Genomic DNA, 26,896 nt, shown 5'->3' with positions numbered 1-26,896 from the left:
CCGATTCGGGAGAGCGAAGGATGCGCACCAAACGGACCAAGCCTGCTTCGAACTCAACCGCCGACGCCCGGCTCTGGCCGGCGATCTCGCGCCGCTGGCTGCTGCGGACGGGTTCCGCCAGTCTCGGCGCCGCCCTGCTGTCGGCCCCCGGCGCCTCGCTGTTGATGGCCCGCCCTGCTCTGGCGACCGGCAGCCGCCCGCTCATCACCCACGGGCTGCAAAGCGGCGACGTGGGTGCCGACGGCGCCATCGTCTGGGCCCGAACCGACCGGCCGGCGCGGATGATCGTCGACTACTCGCTCACCGAGAGCTTCAGCGAGTCGAGCCGCGCGATCGGCCCGGCGGCGCTCGAGGAAGGCGACTTCACCGCCCGCCTGCAGTTCACCGGGTTGCCGGCGGGCCAGGAGGTTTTTTACCGCGTAAGCTTCGAGGATCTGACCGACCTCACCAGCCTCAGCGAGCCCCTCACCGGCCGGTTCCGGACCGCGCCGGCCGACAAGCGCGACGTCACCTTCGTCTGGGGCGGCGATGTGGTGGGACAGGGTTGGGGCATCAATCCCGACATCGGCGGCATGACGATCTTCAAGGCGATGGAAGGGCTGAACCCGGATTTCTTCCTTCATTCCGGCGATTCGATCTATGCCGACGGACCGCTCAAGGCCGAAGCGGCATTGCCCGACGGATCCATCTGGAAGAACACCGTGATCGAGGAGAAGTCCAAGGTCGCCGAGACGCTGGCCGAATATCGCGGCAACTACAAATACAACCTCATGGATGCAAACCTGCGCGCGTTCAACGCGGCGGTGCCGATCCTCGCGCAATGGGACGATCACGAAACCCGCAACAACTGGTATCCGCGCCAGATCATCGGCAATGACGACCGCTATCAGGTGAAGAGCCTGGCACTGCTCTCGGCTTATGCCGGCCGCGCCTTCCACGACTACATGCCGATGCGCATCGATCCGCAGAACCGCGACCGCGTGTATCGGGTGATCCATTACGGACCGCTGCTCGATGTCTTCATGCTCGATATGCGCAACTATCGCGGCGACAATTCGAAGAACCTCCAGCCCGTCGCCGGACCCGACACCGCGTTCCTCGGCGCCGAGCAGGTGGCCTGGCTGAAGCAGGAATTGAAGGCGAGCAAAGCCGTGTGGAAAGCGATCGCGGCCGACATGCCGATCGGCCTGGTGGTTCCGGACGGCGACAATTTCGAAGCCATCGCCAACAGGAACGACGGGCCGCCCCTGGGCCGCGAGCTCGAGATCGCCGACCTGCTGCGCTTCATCAAGCAGAGCGGCATCGCCAACACGGTCTGGTTCACCGCCGACGTGCATTACACCGCGGCGCATTTCTACGACCCGAACCAGGCGAAGTTCCCGGACTTCGAGCCCTTCTGGGAGTTCGTCTCGGGGCCGCTCAACGCCGGCACCTTCGGGCCGAACGAGCTCGATCCGACCTTCGGACCGCAACTCAAATACATCAAGGCGCCCGATGCCGGAAAATCCAACCTCGCGCCCAGCGCCGGTTATCAGTTCTTCGGGCATGTCCATATCGACGGCACCAGCAACGCCATGACCGTCACGCTCAAGGACATGAAGAATCAGGATCTCTTCCGAGTCGAGCTGACACCGGCCGTTTGAGGAATCGCGACTCGATCGGGAACGGGCGGCATCCGCCGATGCCGCCCGCTTCCCCTCTTTTGCGACCACCCGCGACGTTCTAGATTGGCGTTCTTGTCGGCGTCACGGGGGCGCTTGGCGATCGGCATTCCCTCGGGAGGCCGGCTGGAGAGAAGGGAGTTTCGACAATGGGCATTCTTTCGTGGATCCTGCTCGGCCTCGTGGCCGGCGCCTTGGCCAAATTCATCATGCCGGGCAACGATCCGGGCGGCATCATCGTCACCATCGTCATCGGTATCGTGGGCGCCGTGATCGGCGGCTTCATCGGAACCCAGCTCGGCTTCGGCGATGTGAGCGGCTTCAATCTTCACAGCCTGCTCGTCGCCATCCTGGGAGCGGTGATCCTGCTGGTCGGCTTCCGTTTGATCCGGCGCGCCTGAGGCGCCTATTTCCGAATCGCGGGAGACGGCCGGCGGAGTTCCCTGCCGGCCGTTTTCTTTTTCTGTCTCAGGTGATGAGGCGCGCGGCGTCGATCGGCGCAGCACCGGTCTCCGCCTTGGGATCGCCGGCGGCAGCCACAGCCGGCGCCGGCGCGGCTGACGTCGGGCTTGCCGGCAGAAAGCGCGCTTCGCTGCTGCGCGTCTCGCCCGCGACCCCGCCCAGGGCCAGCACCACGCGAGCCCCTTCCTTCCAGGCCAGGCTGTCGAACTCGCCGCAGTGGCCGCAGCGCGCGGTCCAATCGCCGGCCGTGGCCCCGCAATGATTGCAGACCCAGGCGGGATCGGGCGGCGCATCGGCCGCCGCCATCAGCCAGCGCCGCGCGGCGGCCAGATCGCCATGCTCGCCTTCTTCGAGCCGGGCCATCAGCCGGCAGAGGCGCAAGGAGGGCGCCGACCGTTCCGTTGCCGCCACCGCCTCGAGGCTGCTTCGCGCCGGGCCCCAGAGCCCCGCGGCGATCGCGGTTTCCGCCAGTGTCAGCCGGCTCTCGGTCGCGTCGGGCCGTCCATGGGTCAGCTTCTCGAAGCGCCGCGCCCGGTCGAGCGCGCTTTCATTGGGCCTTATCGCGGCATAGGCGCTGGCGATGGTCGGATGGCCGAGCCCGCGGTTCCAGGCCTTCTCCAGAATCTTCTCGCCCTCGCGCTCGCGGCCGGCCCGCGCCAGCACCCGCGCCTCGATCGCCAGGGCCGGCACGAAATCCGGCAAGAGCCGCGCCGCATCGCGCGCCAGCGCCGTGGCGCGCACCGCTTCGGCCTCGAGCCGCGCCTGCTCGAGATAGGAAATGCCTTCGATGCGGCGATAGCGCTCGCGATCGATGACCTTGAGCTTCTCGGCGGCCTTGGCCGTGCGGCGCGCGGAGATCCATTCGCCCTGCTTCAATTCGAGATCGAGCAGCGCCTTCGCGGCCCAGCCGGCCTGCGGGCGTTCTTCATGCGCCTTGGAGGCCAGCTTCAGGGCTTCGCCGGTGTCGCCTTTGGCGAGCGCCTGGTTGAGCAGGCCGCGCATGCCGAGGAAGGCCGTCTCGGGCCGCTCCAGCATGGCGGTGAAATAACGCCTTGCGGCCGTCTCGTCGCCGGAGAGCTGCGCCGCCTGAGCCGCCAGCAGCAAGGTCAGGGGCGGTTCCTTCAGCAGCCCATGCGCGATGCGCGCCTGACGCTTGGCCTCTTCGGCGTCGCCCGCCGCGACCGCGACCATGCCTTGCGTCAGGGCGCGATAGCCCTTGAGGCGCTGGCGTTCGCCGCGGCGTTCGGAAAGCCGGCGGGGTCCCCGCACGATCACATGCCAGAGCCGGTAGAGCACGGCCGCGAGCGCCATCAGCAACAGCAGCGCGGCCAGCAGCACGCCGACGCTGGTGTCGACGCGCCAGCCGAGCCAGTCGAAGCTGACATGGCCGGGCCGGTCCGCGATCCAGATCGCCGCCGCGATCAGGATCGCAAGCTTCAGGAGAAACCAGAGCGTGCTGCGCATGGGCCTTGCGCGTCCTCCTGCTCTCAGCCGCCGCCGGTGGAAGGCGAGGCCGCGACGCGGGCGAGGGCCGCCTGCTCGAGCCCATCGAGCGTGGAATCGGCCGCGAGGCGTGCGGCGGCGTTCTCGCGCCAGCTCTTGACCCCATCGGCCGCAGGCCCGGTCAGGCCGTCCAGCGCCGCCTTCGTGGCCGCGAGGTCGCCCGCCGCCGCGGCGTTTTCGGCGCGCGCCAGCCGGTCGGAATTGTTGTCGCCGGTCGCGGTGCCATCGCTGGGCCTGACCTTGACCAGCTTCGACAGGCCGGACAGCAGCCGGTCGAGCCAGCCCTTGCCGGAGGGAGTCTCCGCGAGCGCGCCGCCGGACGTTTCCAGCGCCGCATCCACCAGGCCCGGCACCTGCTGCAGCAAGGTCGAGGCGGTCGGCAGCCCTTGGGGCGCAAAGTTCCCCAGGGTCAGATGCGCCTTGGTCAGGACATCGGCCAGCCCGTCATCGTCGGCCGCGAGCCCGTCGACCGCCTGCAGCTCGGCATTGAAGGGGCGTCCGGCCGCGATGGCGCTCTTGAGCTGCGCCGTCGCCAGCAGCAGCGCCGCATTCTTGGCCTCGCCCGTGGCGGCGACGGGCCGCGCCTCCAGCGCCGTCAGGCGCTGCGCGGTCTGGTCGAGCGTGGCTTTCAGCGCGGCATTTTCCTGCTGCAGCTGGTCGAGCGCGCTCAAGCGCTGCGTCGCCTGGTCGAGCGCCGCCTTGAGCGACGCGTTCTCGTTCGACAGCCGATCGAGCGAGGTTTGCAGATTCGAGAGTGCGGCGTTGTCGGCACTGCCCTCGCTGGGTGCCGGAGCCGGAGCCGGAGCCGCGGCGGCGGCGAGACTCTCGAGCTTCGCACGCAGATCCGCGATTTCGCCCGGCAGGGCCGCGATATCCTCAGGGAGCGCCGGTGCAGCGGTCGCTGCACCCGAGGTCTGCTGTCCCATCTTGTCCTGCAGCTCGGCCTGCGCCTTGACCAGCGCGTCCAGCTTCGGGCTGAGATCGCCCATCTGCTTCTCGAGCGCGCCGATGCGCTCCCATTGCGCCTGGCGCTCGGTCGCCGCCCGTTCCATCGCGGCCTGCATCAGGGCGAGATCGCTTTCGAGCTGGGCCGCCTCCGCCTTGACGGCGGCGAGGCTGGTATCGTTCGAGGCGCCGGCGGCCGTCGAGGTCGTGCCGGTGCCGGCGCTGTCGGTCGAGGCGGGAACCACCGTTTCCGAGGTCGTCGTCAGGCGATCGATGAAGGGTTGCCAGAGCGGCCGGGAGGCGACGACGGCCACCACCAGGATCAGGAGCCCTGCCACCAGCGCGAAGCGTCGCGCCGGCGGCGGACGGCGCGCCATCCGCTTCAAGGCGGCCTCGATATCGGCCGGCGCCGGCGTGTCGCCGGCATTGGCCGTGTCGCGCGTGGCGGCACTGCTGACAACCGGCCGCGCCGCCTCGGCGGCCTGGTCGACCAGCCGCAACATCGAGGGCAGATCGGCTTTCTCCGCCGTCAGGAGCGAACGCCAGGGCAGGCCTTGCGCCGCCTTCTCGACGGCGGGGCTGAGGCAGAGTGCCGTCGCCTGCCCGATCCCCTGGACCGCGGCGTCGCCGGCACCGCGCACCAGCGTCACGAAGGTCTCGGCCGTGCGCGGCGAGAACAGCAGGACCAGGCCGATCTCGCCGTGCTCGAGTCGCGTCCTGGCATCATCGGTCAGCGCGGCCGCCTGATCGGCCGAATAGAGCATGACGCGCCTGAGCTCGAAGCCCTTCTCGCTCAACAGGCCCGCGAGATCGCCGGCAACGGCCGAGCCCGCCGCATGGAACAAGGCGCCGCGCTTGGGATCGAGCCGGCGCGCGACCAGCCGCGCCAGATCGTCGACCGCACCGGCGGCGCTCTCGACATTGTCGAAGCCGGTGGCGCGCGCGGTGCGCGCGGTGTTGTCGCCCACCGCGAAGACCGGGAGATCGCGGCGCTGGGAAAGATTGGCGAAGGCGCGCACGCCATTGGCACTGGTGAAGAGCAGCGCCTGCACGCCCTCGAGATCGACCACGGCATCGGCGACGGGCTTGACCGCGAGCAGGGGCTCGCGCACGACCGTGATGCCGCGCGCGATCAGCGCCGCGGCCAGCGGTTCGGCGTCGTCATCGGGTCGGGTGATGAGAGCTGTCAGCGCCATGGTGGTTTTCCTGGGTTCGCCTCTCAGGCTTCCTGCAGCCGGGCGAAGAAGGCGGCGCCGGCTTTGCTGCGCAGCGCCTCGCCGGCCTTGCGTCCCAATTGCGCGGCTTGCGCGACGGGCCCCTCGACGGTCTCGCGGTGGTGCTGGCTGCCATCGGGCAGCGCAATCAGGGCCCGCAAGGAAAGACGGTCATGGCTGATCTCGGCCAGGGCGGCGATCGGCGTGCGGCAGGAACCGTCGAGCGTGGCGAGCAGCGCACGTTCCGCCGTGACGGCGATATGGGTCGCGCGATGATCGAGCGGTGCCAGCCAGTGCCGGGCCTCCTCGTCGTCGGACCGGATCTCGATGCCGATGGCGCCCTGGCCGGGGGCCGGCAGCATCTCGTCGGTCGAGAGCAGCGCCGTCACCTTGTCTTCCATGCCCAGCCGCCGCAGGCCCGCCAGCGCCAGGAGCGTGGCGCCGATCTTGCCTTCGGCCAGCTTCTGCAGCCGCGTGCCGACATTGCCGCGCAGATTGACCACGGGGAGGTCGGGGCGATGCAGTAGGATCTGCGCCTTGCGCCGCAGCGAGGCGGAGCCGACCACCGTTCCCTTCGGCAGGGTGGCGAGGCTGCTGCCTTCGCGCGCGATCAGCGCGTCGCGCGGATCCTCGCGCTCCAGCAGGGTTGGGATCTCGAGACCTTCCGGCAGACGCGTCTCCACATCCTTCATCGAATGAACCGCCATGTCGATCTGCCGATCGATCAGCGCCTCCTCGATCTCTTTGGTGAACAGCCCCTTGCCGCCGATCTCGGTCAAGGGCCGGTCCTGGATCTTGTCGCCGGTGGTCTTGATGATTCGAATCTCGATCGCATCGGCGACGCGCAACGCATCATGCGCGGCCCTGAGCCGGTCGCGCAACTCATGCGCCTGGGCCAGTGCCAGAGGGCTGCCGCGGGTGCCGATTCGGACGCGTGCGCCTGTCATTGCCTGCGACTCGATTTCATCGGCCGTCCTGGGCGAAATGCCTGTTGAAGCCCAGCTTTAGGGCTTTGGCCGGCCGCTGGCAAGCGGCCCCGCCGGGGCGGTTTTTGGGCCGCCAATGTCAATTTGCGGGCTGAATCAAGGCGTCCATCGGCCGCGACTCGCATGGCTGGCGGCAACCCGCCCTCGCGACTAGGATCGCGCCCGCCATGGCCTTTCCCTGGCACGGGTTTCCCGCCAGCGATGGCAGGCTCTTCCGATCCGCCCGCCCCTTCCGTCTCGCCCGAGTCGCGTCATGCGTGTTCTAGGTATCGAATCCAGTTGCGATGAGACCGCGGTCGCGATCGTGAACGAGAAGCGCGAGCGGATCGTCGAGCTCGTGCTGTCGCAGCTGAAGGAGCACCGGCCGTTCGGCGGGGTGGTGCCGGAGATCGCTGCGCGCAGCCATCTGACCCAGCTCGACCGGCTGATCGGCCAGGCGCTGGAACAAGCGGGCCTCGCGGCCAACGATATCGACGCCATCGCCGCGACCGCGGGCCCCGGCCTCATCGGCGGCGTGCTGGTCGGCGTGACGATGGGCAAGGCCATGGCGCTGGCGCTCGGCCGTCCCTTCCTTGCGATCAATCACCTCGAGGGCCATGCCCTCTCGGCGCGACTCGATCCCGGCGTCGGGTTTCCCTTCCTGCTGCTGCTGGTCTCGGGCGGCCATTGCCAGCTGCTGCGGGTCGACGGCGTCGGGCGCTACCGGCGCCTCGGCACCACGGTCGACGACGCAGCCGGCGAGGCCTTCGACAAGGGGGCGAAGCTGCTGGGACTGGGCTATCCGGGCGGGCCCGCGATCGAGCAGGCGGCCCGGCGTGCAGCCGAAGCGGGCCTCGACCCGAAGCGCTATGGCCTGCCGCGCCCGATGCTGGGCCGCCCCGGCTGCGATTTTTCCTTCTCCGGTCTCAAGACCGCGCTGCGCCAGCGCGCCGAAGAGCTGGCGGTCGAAGGCCGCCTGCCCGAGCGCGAGCGCGACGGGCTGGCGCTGGCGCTGCAGGAGGCGATTGCGGCGGTGCTGGCGGATCGCACCGCCAACGCGCTCGACCTCGTCGCGGCGACCGGCGGCGGGCTGACCGCCCTGGTGGTGGCCGGCGGCGTCGCCGCCAATGGACGCATCCGCCAGGCGCTGGATGAGGTCGCGCGGGCGAAGGGCCTTCCGCTGGTGGCGCCGCCTCTCGGACTTTGCACCGACAATGCCGCGATGATCGCCTGGGCCGGAATCGAACGGCTGCAAAGCGGGCAGGCCCATGCCGACGGCGACGGTCTCGATTTCGCGGCACGGCCGCGCTGGCCGCTCGACCCGACCGCGCCGCGCGCGGCCGGGGCCGGCGTCAAGGCATGACGATGACGCTGCAGCGATGGGGCGTCCTCGGCGCCGGCGCCTGGGGCACGGCACTGGCGGTCGCTGCCCTGCGCGCCGGCCGCGAGGCCCGCCTCTGGGCCCATCGTCCGGAGATCGCAGCGCTGATCGCGGCGCTCCACGAGAATCCGGATTATCTCCCCGGCATCACTCTCGATTCGCGCATCGGTGCGAGTGCCGATCTCGCCTCGATGCGCGACTGCGACGCCTTGCTGCTGGCCGTTCCCGCCCAGCATCTGCGCGAGGTCAGCGAGAGGCTCGTGCCGATCTGGCCGCAAGGCCGGCCGGTGGTGATCTGCGCCAAGGGCATCGAGCAGAGCAGCGGACTGACCATGACGGCATTGCTGGCCCGGACCTTGCCGGGCGTGCCGGTCGCGGTCTTGAGCGGACCCACCTTTGCCGGCGAGGTCGCAGCCGATCTCCCGACGGCCGCCACCGTCGCCGCGACCGATGCGGCGCTGGGCCAGGCGATCGTGGAGGCGCTGGCCGCGCCGCGTTTTCGTCTCTACTGGTCGGGGGATGTCACCGGCGTCGAGCTCGGCGGCGCCATCAAGAACGTGCTGGCGATCGCCTGCGGCATCGTGATCGGCCGCAGGCTCGGCGACAATGCGCGCGCCGCGCTCATCGCGCGCGGGCTGGCCGAGATGATGCGCTTCGCCGTGCCGCGCGGCGCCAAACCGGAGACGCTCATGGGCCTGTCGGGACTGGGTGATCTGGTCCTGACCTGCAGCGGCCGGCAGTCGCGCAATCTCTCGCTCGGCATCGCGCTCGGCGAAGGCAAGAGTCTCGCCGACTATCAGGCGGGACGGCGCAGCGTCGCGGAGGGAATCTGGACCGCCTCGGTCTTGCGCGCCCAAGCGGAGGCTGCGGGCATCGACATGCCGATCGCCACGGCGGTGGATGACATCCTCAATCGCGGCGCCGCCATCGAGACCGCGATCGGCGCGCTGCTGTCGCGGCCTTTCCGCGCCGAGGGCTGAGCGTTGTTCTGTCATTGCCGGACTTGATCCGGCAATCCAGACTTTGTCGAGATCACGCCCTTGGCCCTGGATCGCCGGATCAAGTCCGGCGATGACAGCAGAGGAACGGAGCGCCTCGGCCCCTAGCCGGCGGCGGCTTCGCGCGGCGGGTCGATCTGGCTGATGATGCGGTCGGGCGGGATGCGCAAGGTCACGGTGGTGCCGACATCGAGCGCACTCTCGAGCAGCAGCTTGCCGCCATTGAGCTCGATCAGCGACTTGGCCAGGGGCAACCCCAGCCCCGTCCCTTCATAGGTCCGCGAGAGCGAGCTGCTCACCTGCACGAAAGGCGTGAGCGCCGAGGGGATGTCCTCGGGATTCATGCCGATGCCGGTGTCGATGACCAGGAGGTCGAGCCAGCCATCGGCCGCGAGATCGGTGCGGATGGTGATGCTGCCGCCGCGCTTGTTGAACTTGATCGCGTTGGTGAGGAGGTTGAGCAAAGCCTGCTTGACCGAACGCATGTCGCAGCGCACCGAGAGCGGCAGGCAGCGGAGGTCGGTGACGATGGCGACCTCGCGCTCCTCGGCGCGCACGCTGACCATACGCAGACAGGCCGAGATCAGCTCACCGATATCGACCTCGAGGTCGGAGAGCTCCATGCGGCCGGCCTCGATGCGCGACAGATCGAGGATGTCGTTGACGACGGCCAGCAGATGCTCGCCGCTCTGGCGGATGTCGCGCGCGTAGTCGGCATAGGTCGCCACGCCCAAGGGACCGAACATCTCCTTCTCCAGGATCTCGGAGAAGCCGATGATGGCGTTGAGCGGCGTGCGCAGCTCGTGGCTCATGTTGGCGAGGAACTGCGATTTGGCGCGGTTGGCGGCGACCGCGTCCTCCTTGGCGAGGCGCAGGGTGCTGTCGGCCTCGCGCCGAGCGGAGATGTCGCGCAGCGTGCCGATCATCAACTGGCGGTCGCCCAGCCGCACCCGGCCCACCGCCAGCTCGACCGGGAACTGCGAGCCGTCCTTGCGGCGCGCCGACATCTCGTTGAGCTGGATGTTGTGAGGCTCGCCCTCGGGGCCGGCGATACGGCGCAGGAGCTGCATGCCGCCGGCACCGCCGGGGCTGTCGGGCAGCAGCATGGAGACATCCGAGCCCGCGACCTCGGCGAACGAATAGCCGAAGCCGCGCTCGGCGGCCGGGTTGAAGGATTCGATCCGGCCCCAGCCGTCGACCGTGATCACCATGTCGGCGACATTCTCGAGGATCCCGCGGATCCGCGCGTCGGTTTCGCGCAAGGCCGATTCCGAGTGGACCAGCTCGCGCGCGCGCGCTTCGGCGATGGCGGTTCGTTCGGCGACGCGGCGCTCGAGCGTCGTGTTCAGATCCTCGAGCGCGCCCATATGTTCGCGCAAGGAGCGCAGCATCGGCCGGAACACCAGGAGCGCGATGGCGAGCACCACGCCCGCGAACAGGATGAGCTCGAGGATCTGCATCCGGCCCAGCTCGCGATGCAGCCGTTCCTCGTAATGCTGCCAGGCTTCCGTCTCGGCATCGAGGGCCGCCAGCAGTCGCGGATAGCTGTCGGCGATCGCCTGCATCTCGATCCGGCCCGGCTTCAGCAGGGTCGCCGGCAGCATCGAGAGCGTATGCGCCTGGGTGATGAAGCGCTGCAGGGTGAACTCCAGCGCGACCTCGTCGGTACTATAGAAGGCCGCCAGTTCCTGCGCCGCGGGCCCGAGGCTCTGCACGCGATCGACCAGGCGCTGATGGATCTCGGAGAGCCGGTCGGCCGCGATCCGCATGCGGGCCTGGTCCCGGCTGTCGGCCGTGCGCGCGATGTCCTGCGCCAGGAGCGCGATCTGCAGGGCGAGCCGGCTCTGCTGGGCGCTGCCATTGACGGTGGCGATCTGCTCTTCGGCCTTGCGGCGCTGCAGCTCGGCCACGGTCGTGGCCGCCGCCGCCACGCCCAGAAGCAGAGCGAGCGCCAGACCCAGAAGGAGGAACCAACGGCGGATGACGGGGTGCGAGGCAGACATGGATGCTTGCGGGCTCCGCTCCTCCCCCCGTGATGGCGGCCCGATGAAAATCCGCCTCCGTCCCCGAGGGCCTCGGGGCGGGCGGCGGGGCGAAGACAGATCGCCCCGATTCATTCTCCCTGCCAATTCGTTAATAATTTGTCGCTTTTTGGTAGCCGGTTCATCCGCGGTTTCCGGGCCCTGCCGGTTCTCCCTGCGGACATGGCCAAAAGACCTCGATCCGGGTTAGGCTCCCCGGCCATTCACCCGTTGTTCTCCGTGATTTTCAAGGAATCGCCATGCTTTACGTCGCCTACTGCCTGGACAAGCCCGGTCATGCCGCCGTTCGCGCGGAGAACCGGCCGGCCCATCTCGAATTCCTGAAGAAGCACAGCGGCCAGATCGTCCTCGCCGGCCCCCTTCTCAGCGACGACGGGCAGCAGATGGCAGGCAGCCTCTTCATCCTGGAATTCGACGATCGGGCCGCGGTGGATGGTTTCCTCAAGAGCGACCCTTACGCCAAGGCCGGCCTGTTCGCCTCGGTCGACGTGCGGCCCTGGCGCAAGGTCATCGAGCGCGGCTGATCGAAGGGCAGGGAGAGTGGCGATGGCCTATTGGCTGGTGAAGTCGGAACCCTCGGCCTATTCCTGGGAGCGGCTGGTGAAGGAGGGCAAGGCCGGCTGGGACGGCGTGCGCAACCATCAGGCCGCCGCCAATCTCAAGGCGATGAAGGTCGGCGATCGTGCCTTCTTCTACCATTCGAACGAAGGGCTGGCCGTGGTGGGCATCGCCGAGATCACCAAGCCGGCCTATCCCGATCCCTCGGACAAGACCGGCAAGTTCGTGATGGTGGATCTGAAGCCGGTGGCGCCGATGAAGACGCCGGTCGCGCTGACCGCGATCAAGGCGGAGCCCAAGCTCAAGGATATCGCGCTGGTCAAGAACTCGCGCCTGTCGGTCCAGCCGGTCGATGCCGCCGCCTGGAAGCTCATCTGCAAGATGGGCGGCGTGAAGCCCGAGTGAATGATGGCGATCGCTTCCGCCCGCTCGATCCGCCAGGCGACGACAGGTGATGCCGACCTCGTCGGCGATCTGGTCACGGCTCTGTTCGACGAGATCTATGGAACCGAATTCGGCGAGGCGCGGCGGCCGATCTATCGGGCCGCGGCGGCGAAGCTGCTGCCGGCCGAGGACATCTATGCGGCGTTCCTCGCGCAATCGCCGACCGGCGAGACCGTCGGGTTGCTGACCGTGTCGCAATGCGTCGCGGTCTATGCCGGCGGATTTTTCGGCGAGATCAACGAGTTCTATGTGCAGCCATCGGCTCGCAAGCTGGGCCTGGGGCGCGCCCTGATCGAAGCCGCCCGGTCGGAAGCCCTGCGCAGAGACTGGCCGTTCCTGGAGGTGGGCGCTCCCGACATGCCCCGCTCGCAGGCCACCTACGATTTCTACCGGAGCTGCGGTTTCGCCGAGGTGGGGCCGCGTCTCGAACTGATCGTCGGCACCATCTCCGCCTGACGCGAAGGAGTCTTTCATCCCCGCCGATCCAGCCGCGACAATGTCGGAAGCGATGCGCCTCTGCCGGATCGACGAGATCCCGGACGGAACGGCGCGCGGCTTCCTGATCGGCGAAGGCCCGGCCCGACTCGATTTCTTCGTCTATCGCCGCGGCGAGCAGGTCTTCGCCTATCGCAATGCCTGCCCGCATCAGGGCACGCCGCTGGAGCTGTTTCCGGATCGGTTCCTCACCAGCGACCGCCAGCGCTTTCTCTGCAGCACGCATGGGGCGCTGTTCCGCACCGACGACGGCTATTGCGTCAGAGGTCCCTGCAAAGGCAAGTCGCTGCAGCCCTTTACGATCATGAGCGAGGCCGGCTGGCTGTTGTTGCCTGTTTCAGAATCCTGCTGAGAAGTGTGCGACGGAATCGCAGCTCATTCGGCAGGTTATGATCATTGTTTCTCTCCTCTCCGCCCGCGAAGCGGGAGGAGAGGGTTGCGAAGGGTTAGTCGGAGCGCAGCGGAGACTTACCCGAAGCTGGGAGAGGTGGGCTTTCTTACGAGCACACCCTCTCCCAGCTTCGGCTAAGGCTCGACTTCGTCTCGCCTAAGCCTGCGCAACCCTCCCCCTCATCAATGAGGGGGAGGAAGAAGATGCGGGTCGGGAATGGTGCCTGGCGATCAGGCCGCGCGCACATCCTCGAGGAAACTGCTGACCGCCCGCCCCAGCGCCTGGGCGCGGCCGGCCAGTTGCTCGATCGAACTCAGCATCTGCTGCGCCGAGGTGCCGGTCTGCTGGGCCGCGGCCGAGACGGCGCTGATATTGCCCGTCACCTGCCGCGTGCCGTCGGCCGCGGCCTGGACATTGCGCGCGATCTCCTTGGTGGCGATCGTCTGCTGCTCCACCGCCGCGGAAATCTCGGTCGCGATCTCGGAGATCCTGCCGATGGTCGATCCGATGCCGCCAATGGCGGCCACGGCATCGCCCGACACTTTCTGGATGTCGGCGATCTGGGCGCCGATATCCTCGGTCGCCTTCGCCGTCTGGTTGGCGAGATTCTTCACTTCCGAGGCCACCACCGCGAACCCTTTGCCGGCCTCGCCCGCGCGCGCCGCCTCGATCGTGGCGTTGAGCGCCAGCAGGTTGGTCTGCGAGGCGATGTCGTTGATGAGGTTCACGACCTCGCCGATCTTCTGCGCCGCCGCCGCCAGCCCCTGAACGGTGCTGTTGGTGTGGCTCGCCTCCTGCACGGCCTTCTGCGCGATCTCGGTCGAGCGCTGCACCCGCGTGCCGATCTCGCCGACCGACGCGGCCAGCTCCTCGGTCGCGCTGGCGACGGTGTTGACATTGCTCGAGGCCGATTGCGCGGCCTGGGTCACGGTGCCCGACTTCGACGAGGTCTCGGTCGCAGCCTGCGTCATGGTGCCGGCCATCTCCTTCATGCCCGACATCGCCGCCTCGACCTCCTGGAGCAGGCTCGACACGCTCTGATCGAACTGCCCGGAGAGCTGGTCCAGGCGCCGGGCGCGCGCTTCTTTCGCCTGCTGCTCCTGGCGCGTCACGGTGGCCAGCTCGGCCGCCTTGAGGGCATTGTCCTTGAAGACCTGAACGGCGGCGGCCATGCGGCCGATCTCGTCCTGGCGTTCACGCGCGGGGATGTCGACCGCCATGTCGCCCTGGGCGAGCTTGCTCATGGCGTTGGTCATGGCGACGGTCGGGCGCACGATCGAACGCACCAGCGCCGCGGCGCAGAGCAGCAGGATCAGCACGCCGCTCACGGCCGCGATCAGGATCGAGAACGTGGCGACACGGCCCATGGAGTCCGCATGGCCTTGCGCGTCGCCGACGGCCGCCTCGATCTTCTCGCTGACATCGCCCATCGCCGTCTCGAGCGCCTTGAACTCCTCGATGAAGCTCGGGAAGTCGGTGGCGGCCACGGCCGGATTATCGAAAGCTTCCTGGGTGATCTTCTGCGCGCCCGCGATATAGGCGTCGAGCTTGGGCGCCACCTCGGCCAGCGCCGCTTTCACGTCGGCGCCCAACGCCAGCTTCGAATTGGCATCGAGGGCGTCGTGGAAGTTCGCCACATGCTCCTCGAGATCGTTCTCGACCTCCTGGCGCGCGCCGGCTTCGCCGCTCATGCCGTCGCGCAGGGCCGAAATGACGTCGGCGCGCAGGGCGTCATGCATCATGTCGGCTTCCATGTGATTGCGAAGCGCGGTCGAGGTCACCACCACATCGGCGAGCTGGGCTTCCTGTTCGCCGGAGACCCACAGACCGACGCCGGCCGTGACGGCAAGCAGGAACGCGCTCAAGCCGCTCACGACATAGAAGCGAGTCCCGACCGAAAGCCTGATAGCCATTTGAAGCAGCCCCTTGACCAAAAGATGTATGGCGCAATGTCGCGAAATTAGGGGGCGGCTGTTAACGGAGGCCTAACCAGCTCTCTATGCGGAAGTATAGAAGCCCGGGGCGCGGCCCGGCGGCGGCCCGCAGATGGGAATCTTCTCCGTCCGGACAGACGCTTGTTCGCGCCGCCCGCTTCCGTCAATATTCCTTTCCTTCAAGCCCTTGGCGAGGCACGGGAAACCGCATCGCCCTCCGGCCGGATGCGGGGACGATCCGATCTCCGCAACCCGGAACCGGGGCCCAAAAGGGCAGGCTTTCCCAGGGAGTTGCCCGCCGCCATGACCAGCCCGACCCTGCTCCCCGTACCCGAAGAATTGGCCCGGACCGCCTGGATCGACCAGGAGAAGTACGAGAGCCTCTATCACCTTTCGATGGTGGATCCCGAGGCCTTCTGGGGCGAGCAGGGAAAGCTCGTCGACTGGGTGAAGCCCTTCACCAAGGTGAAGGACGTGGATTTCAACGGCGATGTGCGGATCCGCTGGTTCTATGACGGGACCCTGAATGTCTCGGCCAATTGCGTCGACCGCCATCTGGCGCTCAGGGCCGACCAGACCGCGATCCTGTGGGAGGGCGACAGCCCGCAGGAGCAGAAGCATGTCTCCTACTCGGAGCTGCACGACAATGTCTGCCGCCTCGCGAATGTGCTGAAGAAGCATGGCATCAAGAAGGGCGACCGGGTCACGATCTACATGCCGATGATCCCGGAGGCGGCCTATGCGATGCTGGCCTGCACCCGGATCGGCGCGATCCATTCAGTGGTGTTCGGCGGTTTCTCGCCCGAAAGCCTGGTCGGCCGCATCCAGGATTGCGATTCCAACTGCGTCATCACCGCCGACGAGGGCCTGCGCGGCGGCCGCAAGATTCCGCTCAAGGCCAATGTCGACGAGGCGCTTGCCCGCTGCCCGTCCGTGAAAACATGCATTGTGGTGAGGCGCACCGGCGGCACCATCAAATGGGTCGAGGGCCGCGACCACTGGTATCACGAGGAAGTGTCGCAGGTCGGCCGCGATTGCCCGCCTGTCGCGATGAGCGCCGAGGATCCTCTCTTCATCCTCTACACCTCCGGCTCCACCGGCAAACCCAAGGGCGTGCTGCACACGACCGGCGGCTATCTGGTCTATGCGGCCATGACCCACCGCTACGTGTTCGACTATCACGACGGCGATATCTACTGGTGCACGGCCGATGTGGGCTGGGTCACGGGCCACAGCTATATCCTCTATGGCCCGCTCGCCAACGGCGCCACCACGCTGATGTTCGAAGGCGTGCCGAATTATCCGGACGCCTCGCGCTTCTGGCAGGTGATCGACAAGCACAAGGTCGACATCTTCTACACGGCGCCAACCGCGATCCGCGCGCTGATGCGCGAGGGCGAGGGACCGGTGAAGAAGACCAGCCGGAAGTCGCTCCGGCTCCTGGGATCGGTCGGCGAGCCGATCAACCCCGAGGCCTGGCTCTGGTATCACCGCGTGGTGGGCGACGAGCGCTGCCCGATCGTCGATACCTGGTGGCAGACCGAGACCGGCGGGATTCTCATCTCGCCGCTGCCCGGCGCCACGGCCCTCAAGCCCGGCTCTGCGACCAAACCGCTCTTCGGCATCAAGCCCGAGATCGTCGATGCCAACGGCAATGTCATGGAGGGCGTCGCCGAGGGCAATCTCTGCATCGCCGATTCCTGGCCGGGCCAGGCGCGCACGCTCTATGGCGATCATGCGCGTTTCGCCGCGACCTATTTCTCCGCCTATAAGGGCAAATATTTCACCGGCGACGGCTGCCGGCGCGACGAGGACGGTTATTACTGGATCACGGGCCGCGTCGACGACGTGATCAATGTCTCGGGCCATCGCCTCGGCACCGCTGAGGTCGAGAGCGCGCTGGTCGCCTTTCCGAAGGTCGCCGAAGCCGCCGTCGTGGGCTATCCGCACGACATCAAGGGCCAGGGGATCTACGCCTATGTCACGCTCAACAGCGGCGAGCAGCCGAGCGAGGCGTTGCGCAAGGAGCTGATCGCCTGGGTGCGCAAGGAGATCGGCCCGATCGCCTCGCCCGACCTGCTGCAGTTCGCGCCGGGCCTGCCCAAGACGCGCTCGGGCAAGATCATGCGCCGCATCCTGCGCAAGATCGCCGAGAACGAATACGGCAATCTCGGCGACATCTCGACCCTGGCCGACCCGGCGGTGGTGTCGGACCTGATCAACAACCGGATGAATCGAGGCTGAGCCCGAACGGCCTCAGGCCCGCAGCGCGGCGGCGAGCCTGATCACCGCGGGCTCGATCGCTTCCTCCGGCACGCCGGCATAGCCCATCAGCAATCCCTGGCGGCGGGGATGGGTCATGTGGAAGGCCGAGAGCGGCGCCACGGTGATGCCTTGCGCCGCGGCCCGCGCGGTGGCGGCGCGGTCGTCCATCCGCGCTGCGAGTTGCGGCGCCAATCCCGCCAGCAGATGCATGCCGGCCGAGGCCGGCGCCAGATCGAGCAGCCCTTGCAGATGGCGATCGGCGGCCTTCAAGAGCGCCGCCTGGCGTGCGGCATAGAGCTTGCGCGTGCGCCGGATATGGGCGGCGAAATGTCCCTCGGCGATGAAGGCGGCGAGCGCCGGCTGGGCGGTCATCGCGGCATGATCGTCGAGCGTCGAGCGCGCCGCGGTGAAGCCCTCGACCAGCGCCGGCGGCGCCACGAGATAGCCCAGCCGCAGCGACGGGAACAGCACCTTCGAGAAGCTGCCGACATAGATCACGCGGCCATCCTCGTCGAGACCCTGGAGAGCTGCGAGCGGCCGGCCCGCATAGCGGAACTCGCTGTCATAGTCGTCCTCGACGATCCAGGCGCCGGCCTGGCGCGCCCAGGCCAGCAGCTCGAGCCGCCGGCCCAAGGTCATCACCGTGCCCAGCGGATATTGATGCGAGGGCGCCACGCAGACCAGGCGCGCATCGGGCGCCTTCTTCGCGCCGGTCCTGACGGAGAGACCTTCGCTGTCGATCGGGACCGGCACCAGCCTGGCGCCGGCCGCGCGCAGCACCTCGCGCACGCCCGCATAGCCGGGCTCCTCGATCCAGACCTTGTCGCCCGCATCGAGCAGCAGCCGCACCGCGAGATCGACCGCCTGGCGGATGCCGGAGAGCAGGATCACTTGCTCGGGCTCGCAGCGCACCGCGCGCACGCGGCGCAGGTAATCGGCGATGGCCGCGCGCAAGGGGAGATGGCCCGCGGCATCGCGGCCCGAGGCCATGGCGAGCGTCGGCCGGCGCCAGCTCTTCGCCAGGAGCCGCGACCAGAGCTCGAAAGGAAAGACGTCGAGATCGGGGATGGCGGGCGCGAAGGCGCCGTCGCCGCGCGTGGCCCGCGCCGAGGTCGCGGCCGAGAGCGCCGTGCCGCGCCGCGAGAGGCGCGCGCCGGCCGCGGGCGCGGTCTTCGGCGGCGGAGATCCGCGCCGTGCGAGGGCGCTCCGCGTCGCCGCGGGCGGCAGCGGGTCGGGCAGCATGGCCGCGACCCGGCTGCCTGACCCCTGGCGGGCCTCGAGATAGCCTTCGCTCGCCAATTGCTCGAAGGCGGTGAGGACCGTGTTGCGCGAGAGGCCCAGCTCGGTCGCGAGCGCGCGGCTCGAGGGCAACCGGCCGTGCGGCGGCAAGCGCCCGGCCAGGATCGCCTTGCTCAGGCCCTCATAGAGCTGGCGGTGCAGCGGGGTCGGCGCACCCTCGTCGATATCGAGATCGAGCAAGGGCATACGGTCGGCGCGGCGCGGCATGGCCCTCCCTCCCGAGTCCTAAGTGGATCCATAAGTTATCCGAAACCGGACCTTTTGAAGAGGCCAGTTAAGGGGCATGAAAGGGACTAGGATCGATGGAACCCAGCCTCAGGAGACGTGAGCGATGACCAGCCCCGGCAGCTATGGCGGGAAGACCTCGGAACCGCCCGAGGGCAGTTTCGAGCCGACCGAAGTTTCGCGCGTGAAGCGGCTGAACAAGCGCGGCCATTACGACCGCGAGACCGTCTTCAAGGTGCTCGATGCCGGGCTGATCGCCCATATCGGCTATGTGATCGACGGCCAGCCCTTCGTCACGCCCACCGCCTATTGGCGCGAGGGCGACTTTCTCTATTGGCACGGCTCGGCCGCGAGCCGGATGCTCGAGCATGTGGGCGAAGGCATCCCCTGCTCGGTGACGGTGACGCATCTCGACGGGCTGGTGCTGGCGCGCTCGGGCTTCCATCACTCGATCAACTACCGCTCGGTGATGGCCTTCGGCCGCGCCTTCTTCGTCGACGAGCCCGAGGCGAAGATGGCCGCCTTCGAAGCCTTCGTCGAACGCATCTTCCCCGGCCGCTGGGCCGAGCTGCGTCCGGCGACGAAGCAGGAAGTCAAAGGCACGACCGTGATCGGCATGAAGATCGAGGAAGCCTCGGCCAAGATCCGCACCGGCGGGCCAAGCGATGATGACGAGGATTACGCGCTGCCGATCTGGGCCGGCGTGTTGCCGATCCGCACCGTGGTGGGGGCGGCCGTGCCGGACGCGAAGATGACGCCGGGAATCCGCCAGCCGGCGCATCTCTCGATCTTCCAACCGGAGACCGAGTTCGACGCGCTGATGACGCGCACCGCGGCGCTGCCGAAGGCGGCGGAGTGATCCACCATGGTCATCCCCGCGAAAGCGGGGGCCCATGGTCCCATTCGTTGTGCTGGATCAGGATGGGTCCGCTGAATTTTCAAACGAAGTGCAACACCAGATTAGGGTGTTGCCATGGGAACAAAATACACTCAGCTCTCGGCCGAAGAGCGCGCCATCCTTGCCAGCCTTCAGGCCAAAGACCACTCGATCCGCCAGATCGCTGCAGCTCTGGATCGCCCAGCATCGACGATTTCTCGGGAGCTGAAGCGAAACACCGGCCGTCAGATCGGCTATCGGGCCGTCTACGCCCAGCAGCAGACCCGGGCCCGGCGCTGGCGAGGCTCGCGTCTGGAACGTGACGCCAAGTTGCGCCGGCAAGTCCTCGACGGCCTGAAGAAAGGCTGGTCGCCCGAGCAGGTCTGCGGCTGGCTCGAACGCCAGCAGGGCCGGCACGTCATCAGCCCGGAGAGCATCTACCGCTTCATCCAGGCCCAGATCACCCGCCACAAGGACTATCGCTGGCGCCATTACCTGCCCCGCGCCAAGAGCAAACGCGGCCGCCGCGGCCGCAAGGGCGGCAGCTCGGCCCTGCACATCCAAGATCGTGTTTCCATTGCAGAAAGACCCGCCGCCGTCGGGGACCGTTCGGTCGCCGGCAACTGGGAAGCCGATCTCATGATGTTCACCCGCTACGGCCAGGCCCTCCTCGCCTTGCATGAGCGATCCTCCCGCCTGCTCATCGTCGGCCGGTCCAACGGCAAGCATGCCGAGCCGATCGCCGACGCTATCGCCAGCTTGCTCGGGCCTCTGCCCCAATCCCTGCGCCAGACCATCACCTTCGACAATGGCACCGAGTTCGCCCGTCACTACGAGCTCCACCGCCTCGATATCCAGACCTTCTTCTGCGACCCCTATGCTCCCTGGCAGAAAGGGGGCGTCGAAAACGCCATCGGGCGATTGCGCCGCAACATCCCCAGAAAAACCAACCTCGACACCCTCACCACACGCCAACTCTCAAATCTGGTCCGCGCCTACAACAACACCCCGCGCAAATGCCTTGACTGGCACAGCCCCGCTGAAATCTTCTGCAGCCAAGTGTTGCACTTGGAGTGTGAATCCATCTCCCCGCTTTCGCGGGGATGACGGTAATGACGGGGGTGACGATAGAGCGCTCTCCCTCGTCCCTCACCGGTACCGGTTGAAGCAATCCTCGACTGCGGCGATGGCGGCACCCGTGCCGTAGAGCGTGTAGAAATGGTCCCATTCCTCGAGGACCAGCTTCTCGCCCTTGCGCAGCGCGTTGATCGCCTTGCGGTCGTCGCCGAAATCGAGCTCGAGCACGTCGGTCTCGTAGGAGAAGGCCGTCACCTTTCCCTTATAAAGCTTGTCGATGCTCACCAGCACCTCGAGGTCGGCATACTCTTCGAGCTTCAGGGTGTTGGGATCGGTGATCAGCAGATAGAAGCCGTATTTGTCCCAGCCGACCAGCAGCGAGGTGTTGCTGCCATAGTCGTCATAGAGCTCGCAGTAGGTTTCGCCGCTGGAATTGTGATAGGCGCCGCCATCCCAGCCCTGCACCGACATCGGCGCGAACGGGCCGTTGGTGGGGGCGGTGCCGGTGCCGCCGCCCGACGAGCCGCTGCCCGACGAGGTGCCGGACCCGCCGGTGCCCGATGACGTGCTTCCCTGCCCGCCCTTGCCATCCGCATGAACGACGCCCGCGCTGCACAGCGCGACGACGACCGCGACCAGAATCGCGGCGACCTGAACCCGCATGCCTCACCCCCTCCGTCGAACCCCCGTCCAATTATGGAACGGGAAAATGTCCGTTTGTCCATCTCAGAAGGGAGTTCAGTCCTGAGGGCAGGAGGCAGGGAGTCCTAGAAATCGCTGCAGCGGCCGCCGACCTCCCAGTCGCCATAGCGGGTCGGCTCGGGACCTTTCGGGCCGCCGATCTCGCGGACTTTCGGGCTCACGGGCTTGAGCGGATCGGCCGCCGGCGTCGTGCTGTCGGGGGCCGGCTCGGGCGCTGTCGGGGGCTGGGTCGGGGGCGTCTGGGGCATGGCTCAAAGCTAGGCATCCGGCGTCGGAGCGGCAAGACCGGCCTGGAGGGCCCCTGGCCAGATGCTTGAACCGACGGGACTTAATCCATAGTTGATGGAGGGTCGGGAGGCTGGCGAGCGCCAGTCCTGGCCCACGACCCGAACCGGAGCGACGCCAAGCCCATGCCCTATTTCCGCACCGCCCTGCTTCTCGCGGTCATGACCGCGCTGTTCGTGGCCGTGGGCTGGGTGATCGGCGGCGCCCAGGGCATGGCGGTCGCCTTCCTCCTGGCGCTGGGCATGAACCTGTTCGCGCTCTGGAACAGCGACCGAATGGTCTTGAGCCTCTATCGCGCGCGCGAGGTCGACGCCCGGTCGGCGCCCGAGTTCGTCGGCATCGTGGGCGAGCTGGCGCAGCGCGCCGGCCTGCCCATGCCGCGCACCTACATCGTCGAGAATCCGCAGCCCAACGCCTTCGCGACCGGCCGCAGCCCGAGCAAGGCGGCGGTCTGTGCCACCACCGGGCTGCTGCAGCTGCTCGACCGGCGGGAGCTCGCCGGCGTCATCGCCCATGAGCTCTCCCATGTGGAGCATCGCGACACGCTGATCATGACCGTGACCGCGACGCTCGCGGGCGCCATCGGCATGCTCGCCAATTTCGCCTTCTTCATGGGGCGGGGCCGCGACAATCCGCTGGGCGTGCTGGGCACGATCGTGGTGATGGTGGTGGCGCCCCTCGCCGCCACGCTGGTGCAGCTCGGCATCAGCCGCTCGCGCGAATATGAGGCCGACCGGCGCGGCGCGGAGATCTGCGGCCAGCCGCTCTGGCTCGCGAGCGCGCTCGGCAAGCTGGGCATGGCGAGCGGGCGCATCCCCAATGCGGTGGCCGAAGCCAATCCCGCGACGGCGCCGCTCTTCATCGTCAATCCCCTGCATATGAAGGCGGTGGACAATCTGTTCGCGACCCATCCCAGCCTGGAGAACCGCATCGCGCGGCTTCAGGAAATGGCGCAGCGCATGGGCAACGATGCCTCGGACATCGATCCGGCGCCGCGTGGCGCCGCCGGACCCTGGGCCGCGGCGGCCATGGCCACGCCCGACGAGCCCCGCCGCAGCGGTCGCGGCTCCGTCCCTTCAGCCGGCTCGGTGCCACCCGGCTCGCGCGGACCCTGGGGGTGAGCAACCGGCCGATTTGTCGCGGGACCTTTCCGCATTGCAGGGCTGACGTCCTGGTCAGCTTTCGGCACTGTAAAGGTTAATGCCCAGAGACCCGCACATCGATAAGGAGAGGCCCGCCGCGAAACCGCGGGCGGCGGCCGCGCGCGGCAGCGCCGCCCAGGTCCGGGGCCCGAACCTCTCCGCCCGGCGCGTGGCGCTTGATCTGCTCCACTCGGTCTTGCGCCGCCACCGCCCCTTCGACGAGAGCCTGGCCGCCCATTCGACCTGGCCCGGCCTTTCCCCGCGCGACCGCGCCTTCGTCCGCCTGCTGGTGGCGACCACGCTCCGCCGTCTCGGCCAGATCGACGCGATCCTGGCGCAATGCCTCGACAAGCCGCTGACGCCCAAGGCCAGTGCCGCGGAAGGCGCCCTGCGCCTCGGCGTCTGCCAGCTGCTGTTCCTGGAGACGCCGGCCCATGCGGCCGTGACCGAAACCATCGATGCCCTGCCGCGGGCCGCCGGCGCCTATCGCGGCCTGGTCAATGCGGTCCTGCGCCGGGTGGCGCAGGAGGGTCCCGCCCTTCTCGAGACCGCCCCGGAGATTCCGACCAACCTGCCGGATTGGCTGTGGCAGGGCTGGAACGCAGCCTATGGCGAGGAAACGGCGCGCGCGGTCGCTGTCCAGCATCTGCGCGAGCCGCCCTTGGACCTGACCGTGAAGCACCCGGCCGAGCAGTCGCTCTGGGCCGAGCGTCTCGGGGCTCGTCTCCTGCCCAACGGCAGCCTTCGCCTGCAGGACGCCGGTGTCGTCGAGAACCTGCCCGGCTTCGCCGAGGGCGCCTGGTGGGTCCAGGATGCGGCGGCGGCGCTGCCGGCGCGGCTCCTGCGCGGCATCGCCGGGATGAAGGTGCTCGATCTCTGCGCGGCACCCGGCGGCAAGACCCTGCAGCTCGCGGCGGCCGGCGCGCAGGTAACGGCCATCGACCGCTCCGCCGACCGGCTCGCCCGGGTCTCGCAGAACCTGGCCCGGACCGGGCTGACGGCGACCTGCATTGCCGTCGACGCCTTCAACTGGCGCCCACCCGAGCCGGTCGATGCCGTGCTGCTCGACGCGCCCTGTTCCGCCACCGGCACGATCCGGCGCCATCCCGACCTGCCCTGGATCAAGCGCCCGGCCGAGCTGGCCGAGCTGCCGCTGCTGCAGCGCCGGCTGCTCAATGCCGCGATCCAGATGACGCGTCCCGGCGGCGTCATCGTCTATGCGGTCTGCTCGCTCGAGCCGGCCGAAGGCGAGGATCTGATCGCGCGGGCGATCGAGGAGGCGGCCCCGATCGAGCGGATCCGAATCGGCGAAGGGGCCGACGAGCTGGCCGAGCTCGGCGCGCCGCCCGAATCGATCACGCGCGCCGGCGCGCTGCGCACCCTGCCCTGCCATTGGTCCGACCAGGGCGGCATGGACGGGTTCTACGCGGTGCGATTGCGCCGGCGCTGAGCGAAAGCGCGAGGCCGGTCGACGATCGCCTCCCTCTTCTCGACGACCCCAGTCGCGCGGACTTCCCAAGGCCGCCTGCGCCTGCTAGTTGAGAATGGTTTCAGAGGGTCCCATGCGCCAGCCCACCCGCATCGCTCCATCCATCCTGTCCGCGGATTTCGCCCGACTCGGCGAGGAAGTGCGCGCGATCGATGCGGCCGGCGCGGATTATATTCATGTCGATGTGATGGACGGGCATTTCGTGCCCAATATCACCATCGGACCGCTGGTGGTGAAGGCGCTGCGGCCGCACAGCAAGAAGCCGTTCGACGTGCATCTGATGATCGCACCGGTCGATCCCTATATCCCCGAGTTCGCGGCGGCCGGTGCCGACATCCTCACTGTGCATCCGGAATCGGGGCCGCATCTCCACCGCACCATCCAGCTCATCAAGTCGCTGGGCAAACGCGCCGGCGTCGCGCTGAACCCCGCGACCTCGCTGGCGATGGTCGAGCCGGTGCTGGCCGATCTCGATCTGGTGCTGGTGATGTCGGTCAATCCCGGCTTCGGCGGCCAGCAATTCATCCGCAGCCAGCTCGAGAAGATCGCGACCCTGCGGCACATGATCGATGCGGTCGTGGCCTCGACACCCGGCCGGAAGATCGACCTCGAGGTCGATGGCGGCATCAACGACCTGACCGCGGCGGATGCCGTTCGCGCCGGCGCCGATGTGCTGGTGGCGGGGACCGCAACCTTCACCGGCGGTGCCGGCGCCTATGCCGAGAATATCCGCCGGCTGCGGCAAGCGGCCTGAGCCGCCAGGGGGACCCTCGATGGCCCCTGGAATCGATTCCCTTCGGCGTGCGTTCGTTTCCCGCCCCGGCGGCTCGTGGTCGGGGGGATTGATACCGGCCATGCGGGCGATGGCCATGCCCGAAGGCTGGCTTATCGGGCGCTGGCGCTATGAGCTGCTGAGCCGGCTCCCGCCGCCCAAGCCCCGAAGCCCGTCGCCGGCGGCGCTGACGGCGACCGGTCCCGGCATCTGGCCCGGCATGCCGGAACGCGGCACGGCCATTCTGCGCGGCGAGATCGAGCTCCTTGGCCGCCGCCTGCCGCTGCTGCAGCCCTTCTGGACGCTCGAGCCCGACAGCGAGCGCCTCACGGCCGAGCTCCATGGCTTCGCCTGGCTGGCCGATCTGGTCTCGGCCGGCAATGCCGGCATCGTGCTGGCGCGTCAACTGATCGATCAATGGCTGCAACTGCCGCAAAGCCGGAGCCGGTCCCTGCGGCATCCGGGAATCGCCGGCCGGCGGCTGGCCGCCTGGCTGCAATCGGCGGACCGTCTGCTGGTCGGTGGCGATTCCAGTTTCGATCAGCGCTGGCGCGAGCGAATTGCCGAAGAGAGCGCCAGTCTGGCGCGATTGCTGCCGGGCGGCCTGTGCGGGTCGGCGTTGATCGAGGCCCTCAAAGGCCTGCTGCTGGCAAGCCTGGCGCTGCCCGGTGCACAGAATTGGGAGCGCCAGGCCCTCCGCTCGCTCGAGGCCGAGCTGGTCCGCCAGATCCTGCCCGATGGCGGCCATGCCGAGCGCAACCCGTCGCGCCAGTTGCGCGTGATCCGGGATCTGGCGGAGATCGAGACGGCCCTGATGCGCACGGGCCGGCCTGCCTCGCCCGCGATCGGCGCCGCGCTGCGCGCCTTGGCGCCCGTGCTGCGGTTGCTGCAGCATGGCGATGGCGGGCTCGCTCTCTTCAACGGCGCCAATGAAGAGACGGCAGGGCTGATCGAGACGGTGCTGACGGCGGCCGGCGAAACGCCGCAGGCCATGACCAAGGCGCCCCATGTCGGATTCCAGCGCCTCGCGGCAGGGCGCATGATCGCGCTGGTCGAGGCCGGACGTCCCGCGCCGCCGGGCTTCGATCAGGGTACCCATGCCGGCAGCTTCGCCATCGAGGTCGGCATCGGCGCCGAGCGGTTGATCACCGGCTGCGGCGCCCATCCCGCCGATCCCAACTGGGACGAAGCGCTGCGCGCGACCGCCGCCCATTCCACGCTCGCCCTGGGCGGCCAGGATTCCAGCCTGCTCCTGCCCGGCGGCGGGCTCGCCACCCGGCCGGGCTTCGTCAGTTGCAAGCGCGAGGAGGAAGCCGGTGCCGTCTGGCTCGATCTGGCGCATGACGGCTATGCCGGCCGCTTTGGCATCCGCCATCGCCGGCGGCTCTATATCGCCGCCAATGGCGAAGAGCTGCGCGGCGAGGATCGCCTCAATGCGATCGGCCGGCCGGTCGCCGGCATTCCCGTCACGGTCCGCTTCCATCTTCATCCCGAGGTGCAGGCGACCTTGGCGCAGAACGGTCACACGGTCCTGTTGCGACTGGCATCCGGTGCCGGCTGGCGGCTCCGGATCGACGGCGCCGCCGTCAGTCTCGCCGAGAGCGTCTATGCCGGCCGCCGCGGCCGGGTGCGTCGCAGCCAGCAGGTTCTGGTCGAGGCCACGCATGAGGGCGAAGAGAGCTGGCTGCGCTGGGCGCTGACGCGGGAACTGCGTGCCGCCGAACCGCTCGGCCATGCGGACGAGGACCCGCCGCCCGATCCGAAATGACA

The 26,896-nt window shown here is 68.4% G+C and carries 23 protein-coding genes; 15 read left to right on the top strand and 8 right to left on the bottom strand.

What is annotated here, in order from left to right; genetic code table 11:
* Positions 1-20: 20 nt before the first annotated feature.
* Positions 21-1,643 (top strand): alkaline phosphatase D family protein, encoded by a 1,623-nt coding sequence (locus FRZ44_RS26525; protein ID WP_151180016.1) that lies wholly within the window; start codon positions 21-23, stop codon positions 1,641-1,643.
* A 167-nt stretch (positions 1,644-1,810) separates the two neighbouring features.
* On the top strand, positions 1,811-2,062 hold the full coding sequence (locus tag FRZ44_RS26520) for a GlsB/YeaQ/YmgE family stress response membrane protein (protein ID WP_151180015.1): 252 nt from the start codon (positions 1,811-1,813) through the stop codon (positions 2,060-2,062).
* Positions 2,063-2,129: 67 nt separating this feature from the next.
* Here FRZ44_RS26520 and FRZ44_RS26515 read toward each other — a convergent pair whose 3' ends face one another.
* Genes FRZ44_RS26515 through hemC form a run of 3 tightly spaced genes read right to left on the bottom strand, consistent with a single transcriptional unit; the run spans position 2,130 to position 6,732 of the window.
* On the bottom strand, positions 2,130-3,587 hold the full coding sequence (locus tag FRZ44_RS26515; RefSeq protein ID WP_151180014.1) for a heme biosynthesis protein HemY: 1,458 nt from the start codon (positions 3,585-3,587) through the stop codon (positions 2,130-2,132).
* Positions 3,588-3,610: 23 nt separating this feature from the next.
* On the bottom strand, positions 3,611-5,767 hold the full coding sequence (locus tag FRZ44_RS27195; protein WP_191908314.1) for a uroporphyrinogen-III synthase: 2,157 nt from the start codon (positions 5,765-5,767) through the stop codon (positions 3,611-3,613).
* 23 nt (positions 5,768-5,790) lie between these two features.
* On the bottom strand, positions 5,791-6,732 hold the full coding sequence (gene hemC / locus FRZ44_RS26505) for a hydroxymethylbilane synthase (RefSeq protein WP_151180013.1): 942 nt from the start codon (positions 6,730-6,732) through the stop codon (positions 5,791-5,793).
* Positions 6,733-7,024: 292 nt separating this feature from the next.
* On the opposite strand from hemC, the gene tsaD reads away from it, so the two are divergent.
* Together tsaD and FRZ44_RS26495 are read left to right on the top strand one after the other, a co-directional pair.
* Positions 7,025-8,113 (top strand): tRNA (adenosine(37)-N6)-threonylcarbamoyltransferase complex transferase subunit TsaD, encoded by a 1,089-nt coding sequence (gene tsaD, locus FRZ44_RS26500; RefSeq protein ID WP_151180012.1) that lies wholly within the window; start codon positions 7,025-7,027, stop codon positions 8,111-8,113.
* On the top strand, positions 8,110-9,111 hold the full coding sequence (locus FRZ44_RS26495; protein ID WP_151180011.1) for an NAD(P)H-dependent glycerol-3-phosphate dehydrogenase: 1,002 nt from the start codon (positions 8,110-8,112) through the stop codon (positions 9,109-9,111). The genes tsaD and FRZ44_RS26495 overlap by 4 nt, the downstream gene beginning before the upstream one ends.
* Before the next feature lie 122 nt (positions 9,112-9,233).
* Here FRZ44_RS26495 and FRZ44_RS26490 read toward each other — a convergent pair whose 3' ends face one another.
* The gene (locus FRZ44_RS26490) at positions 9,234-11,132 is read right to left on the bottom strand and encodes a PAS domain-containing sensor histidine kinase (protein WP_151180010.1); all 1,899 of its coding nucleotides are present in this window, start codon (positions 11,130-11,132) and stop codon (positions 9,234-9,236) included.
* A gap of 278 nt (positions 11,133-11,410) precedes the next feature.
* On the opposite strand from FRZ44_RS26490, the gene FRZ44_RS26485 reads away from it, so the two are divergent.
* Genes FRZ44_RS26485 through FRZ44_RS26470 form a run of 4 tightly spaced genes read left to right on the top strand, consistent with a single transcriptional unit; the run spans position 11,411 to position 13,020 of the window.
* Positions 11,411-11,695: a YciI family protein gene (locus FRZ44_RS26485; protein ID WP_151180009.1), complete on the top strand. Its 285-nt coding sequence runs from the start codon at positions 11,411-11,413 to the stop codon at positions 11,693-11,695.
* A 22-nt stretch (positions 11,696-11,717) separates the two neighbouring features.
* On the top strand, positions 11,718-12,134 hold the full coding sequence (locus FRZ44_RS26480; protein ID WP_151180008.1) for an EVE domain-containing protein: 417 nt from the start codon (positions 11,718-11,720) through the stop codon (positions 12,132-12,134).
* On the top strand, positions 12,135-12,629 hold the full coding sequence (locus FRZ44_RS26475; RefSeq protein WP_151180007.1) for a GNAT family N-acetyltransferase: 495 nt from the start codon (positions 12,135-12,137) through the stop codon (positions 12,627-12,629).
* Between the two features lie 40 nt (positions 12,630-12,669).
* Entirely contained in the window at positions 12,670-13,020 is a 351-nt protein-coding gene (locus FRZ44_RS26470; RefSeq protein WP_151180006.1) for a Rieske (2Fe-2S) protein, read from the top strand.
* 269 nt (positions 13,021-13,289) lie between these two features.
* Here the strand turns inward: FRZ44_RS26470 and FRZ44_RS26465 are convergent, their stop codons facing one another.
* A complete protein-coding gene (locus FRZ44_RS26465; protein ID WP_151180005.1) occupies positions 13,290-14,972 on the bottom strand; it encodes a methyl-accepting chemotaxis protein in 1,683 nt (560 codons plus the stop codon).
* Between the two features lie 324 nt (positions 14,973-15,296).
* Here FRZ44_RS26465 and acs point away from each other — a divergent pair, with 324 nt between their 5' ends.
* Positions 15,297-17,237, top strand: coding sequence for an acetate--CoA ligase (gene acs / locus FRZ44_RS26460; protein WP_151180004.1), 1,941 nt, complete (start codon positions 15,297-15,299; stop codon positions 17,235-17,237).
* A 12-nt stretch (positions 17,238-17,249) separates the two neighbouring features.
* Here acs and pdxR read toward each other — a convergent pair whose 3' ends face one another.
* Positions 17,250-18,764 carry a MocR-like pyridoxine biosynthesis transcription factor PdxR gene (gene pdxR, locus FRZ44_RS26455; protein WP_151180003.1) on the bottom strand — a complete coding sequence of 505 codons (1,515 nt, stop codon included), beginning with the start codon at positions 18,762-18,764 and terminating at the stop codon, positions 17,250-17,252.
* Positions 18,765-18,888: 124 nt separating this feature from the next.
* Here pdxR and FRZ44_RS26450 point away from each other — a divergent pair, with 124 nt between their 5' ends.
* Both FRZ44_RS26450 and FRZ44_RS26445 read left to right on the top strand, forming a co-directional pair.
* Positions 18,889-19,641 carry a pyridoxamine 5'-phosphate oxidase family protein gene (locus FRZ44_RS26450; protein ID WP_151180002.1) on the top strand — a complete coding sequence of 251 codons (753 nt, stop codon included), beginning with the start codon at positions 18,889-18,891 and terminating at the stop codon, positions 19,639-19,641.
* Positions 19,642-19,755: 114 nt separating this feature from the next.
* Positions 19,756-20,766, top strand: a complete 1,011-nt coding sequence (locus FRZ44_RS26445) for an IS30 family transposase (RefSeq protein WP_151176077.1) — start codon at positions 19,756-19,758, stop codon at positions 20,764-20,766.
* Positions 20,767-20,808: 42 nt separating this feature from the next.
* Here FRZ44_RS26445 and FRZ44_RS26440 read toward each other — a convergent pair whose 3' ends face one another.
* Together FRZ44_RS26440 and FRZ44_RS26435 are read right to left on the bottom strand one after the other, a co-directional pair.
* Positions 20,809-21,399 carry a hypothetical protein gene (locus FRZ44_RS26440; RefSeq protein ID WP_151180001.1) on the bottom strand — a complete coding sequence of 197 codons (591 nt, stop codon included), beginning with the start codon at positions 21,397-21,399 and terminating at the stop codon, positions 20,809-20,811.
* 104 nt (positions 21,400-21,503) lie between these two features.
* Positions 21,504-21,686, bottom strand: a complete 183-nt coding sequence (locus tag FRZ44_RS26435) for a succinate dehydrogenase assembly factor 4 (RefSeq protein WP_151180000.1) — start codon at positions 21,684-21,686, stop codon at positions 21,504-21,506.
* Positions 21,687-21,848: 162 nt separating this feature from the next.
* On the opposite strand from FRZ44_RS26435, the gene htpX reads away from it, so the two are divergent.
* From htpX to FRZ44_RS26415, 4 genes are all read left to right on the top strand, one after another.
* Positions 21,849-22,844 carry a zinc metalloprotease HtpX gene (gene htpX / locus FRZ44_RS26430; protein WP_151179999.1) on the top strand — a complete coding sequence of 332 codons (996 nt, stop codon included), beginning with the start codon at positions 21,849-21,851 and terminating at the stop codon, positions 22,842-22,844.
* Positions 22,845-23,034: 190 nt separating this feature from the next.
* Complete coding sequence (locus FRZ44_RS26425) at positions 23,035-24,315, top strand: RsmB/NOP family class I SAM-dependent RNA methyltransferase (protein WP_263641903.1); 1,281 nt, start codon at positions 23,035-23,037, stop codon at positions 24,313-24,315.
* A gap of 112 nt (positions 24,316-24,427) precedes the next feature.
* Entirely contained in the window at positions 24,428-25,108 is a 681-nt protein-coding gene (gene rpe / locus FRZ44_RS26420) for a ribulose-phosphate 3-epimerase (protein WP_151179997.1), read from the top strand.
* A gap of 100 nt (positions 25,109-25,208) precedes the next feature.
* The gene (locus tag FRZ44_RS26415; protein ID WP_191908312.1) at positions 25,209-26,894 is read left to right on the top strand and encodes a heparinase II/III family protein; all 1,686 of its coding nucleotides are present in this window, start codon (positions 25,209-25,211) and stop codon (positions 26,892-26,894) included.
* Positions 26,895-26,896 lie beyond the last annotated feature (2 nt).

Source organism: Hypericibacter terrae, from assembly GCF_008728855.1.
Classification (GTDB): Bacteria; Pseudomonadota; Alphaproteobacteria; order Dongiales; family Dongiaceae; genus Hypericibacter; species Hypericibacter terrae.
This window is presented reverse-complemented; position numbering and strand designations above follow the sequence as displayed.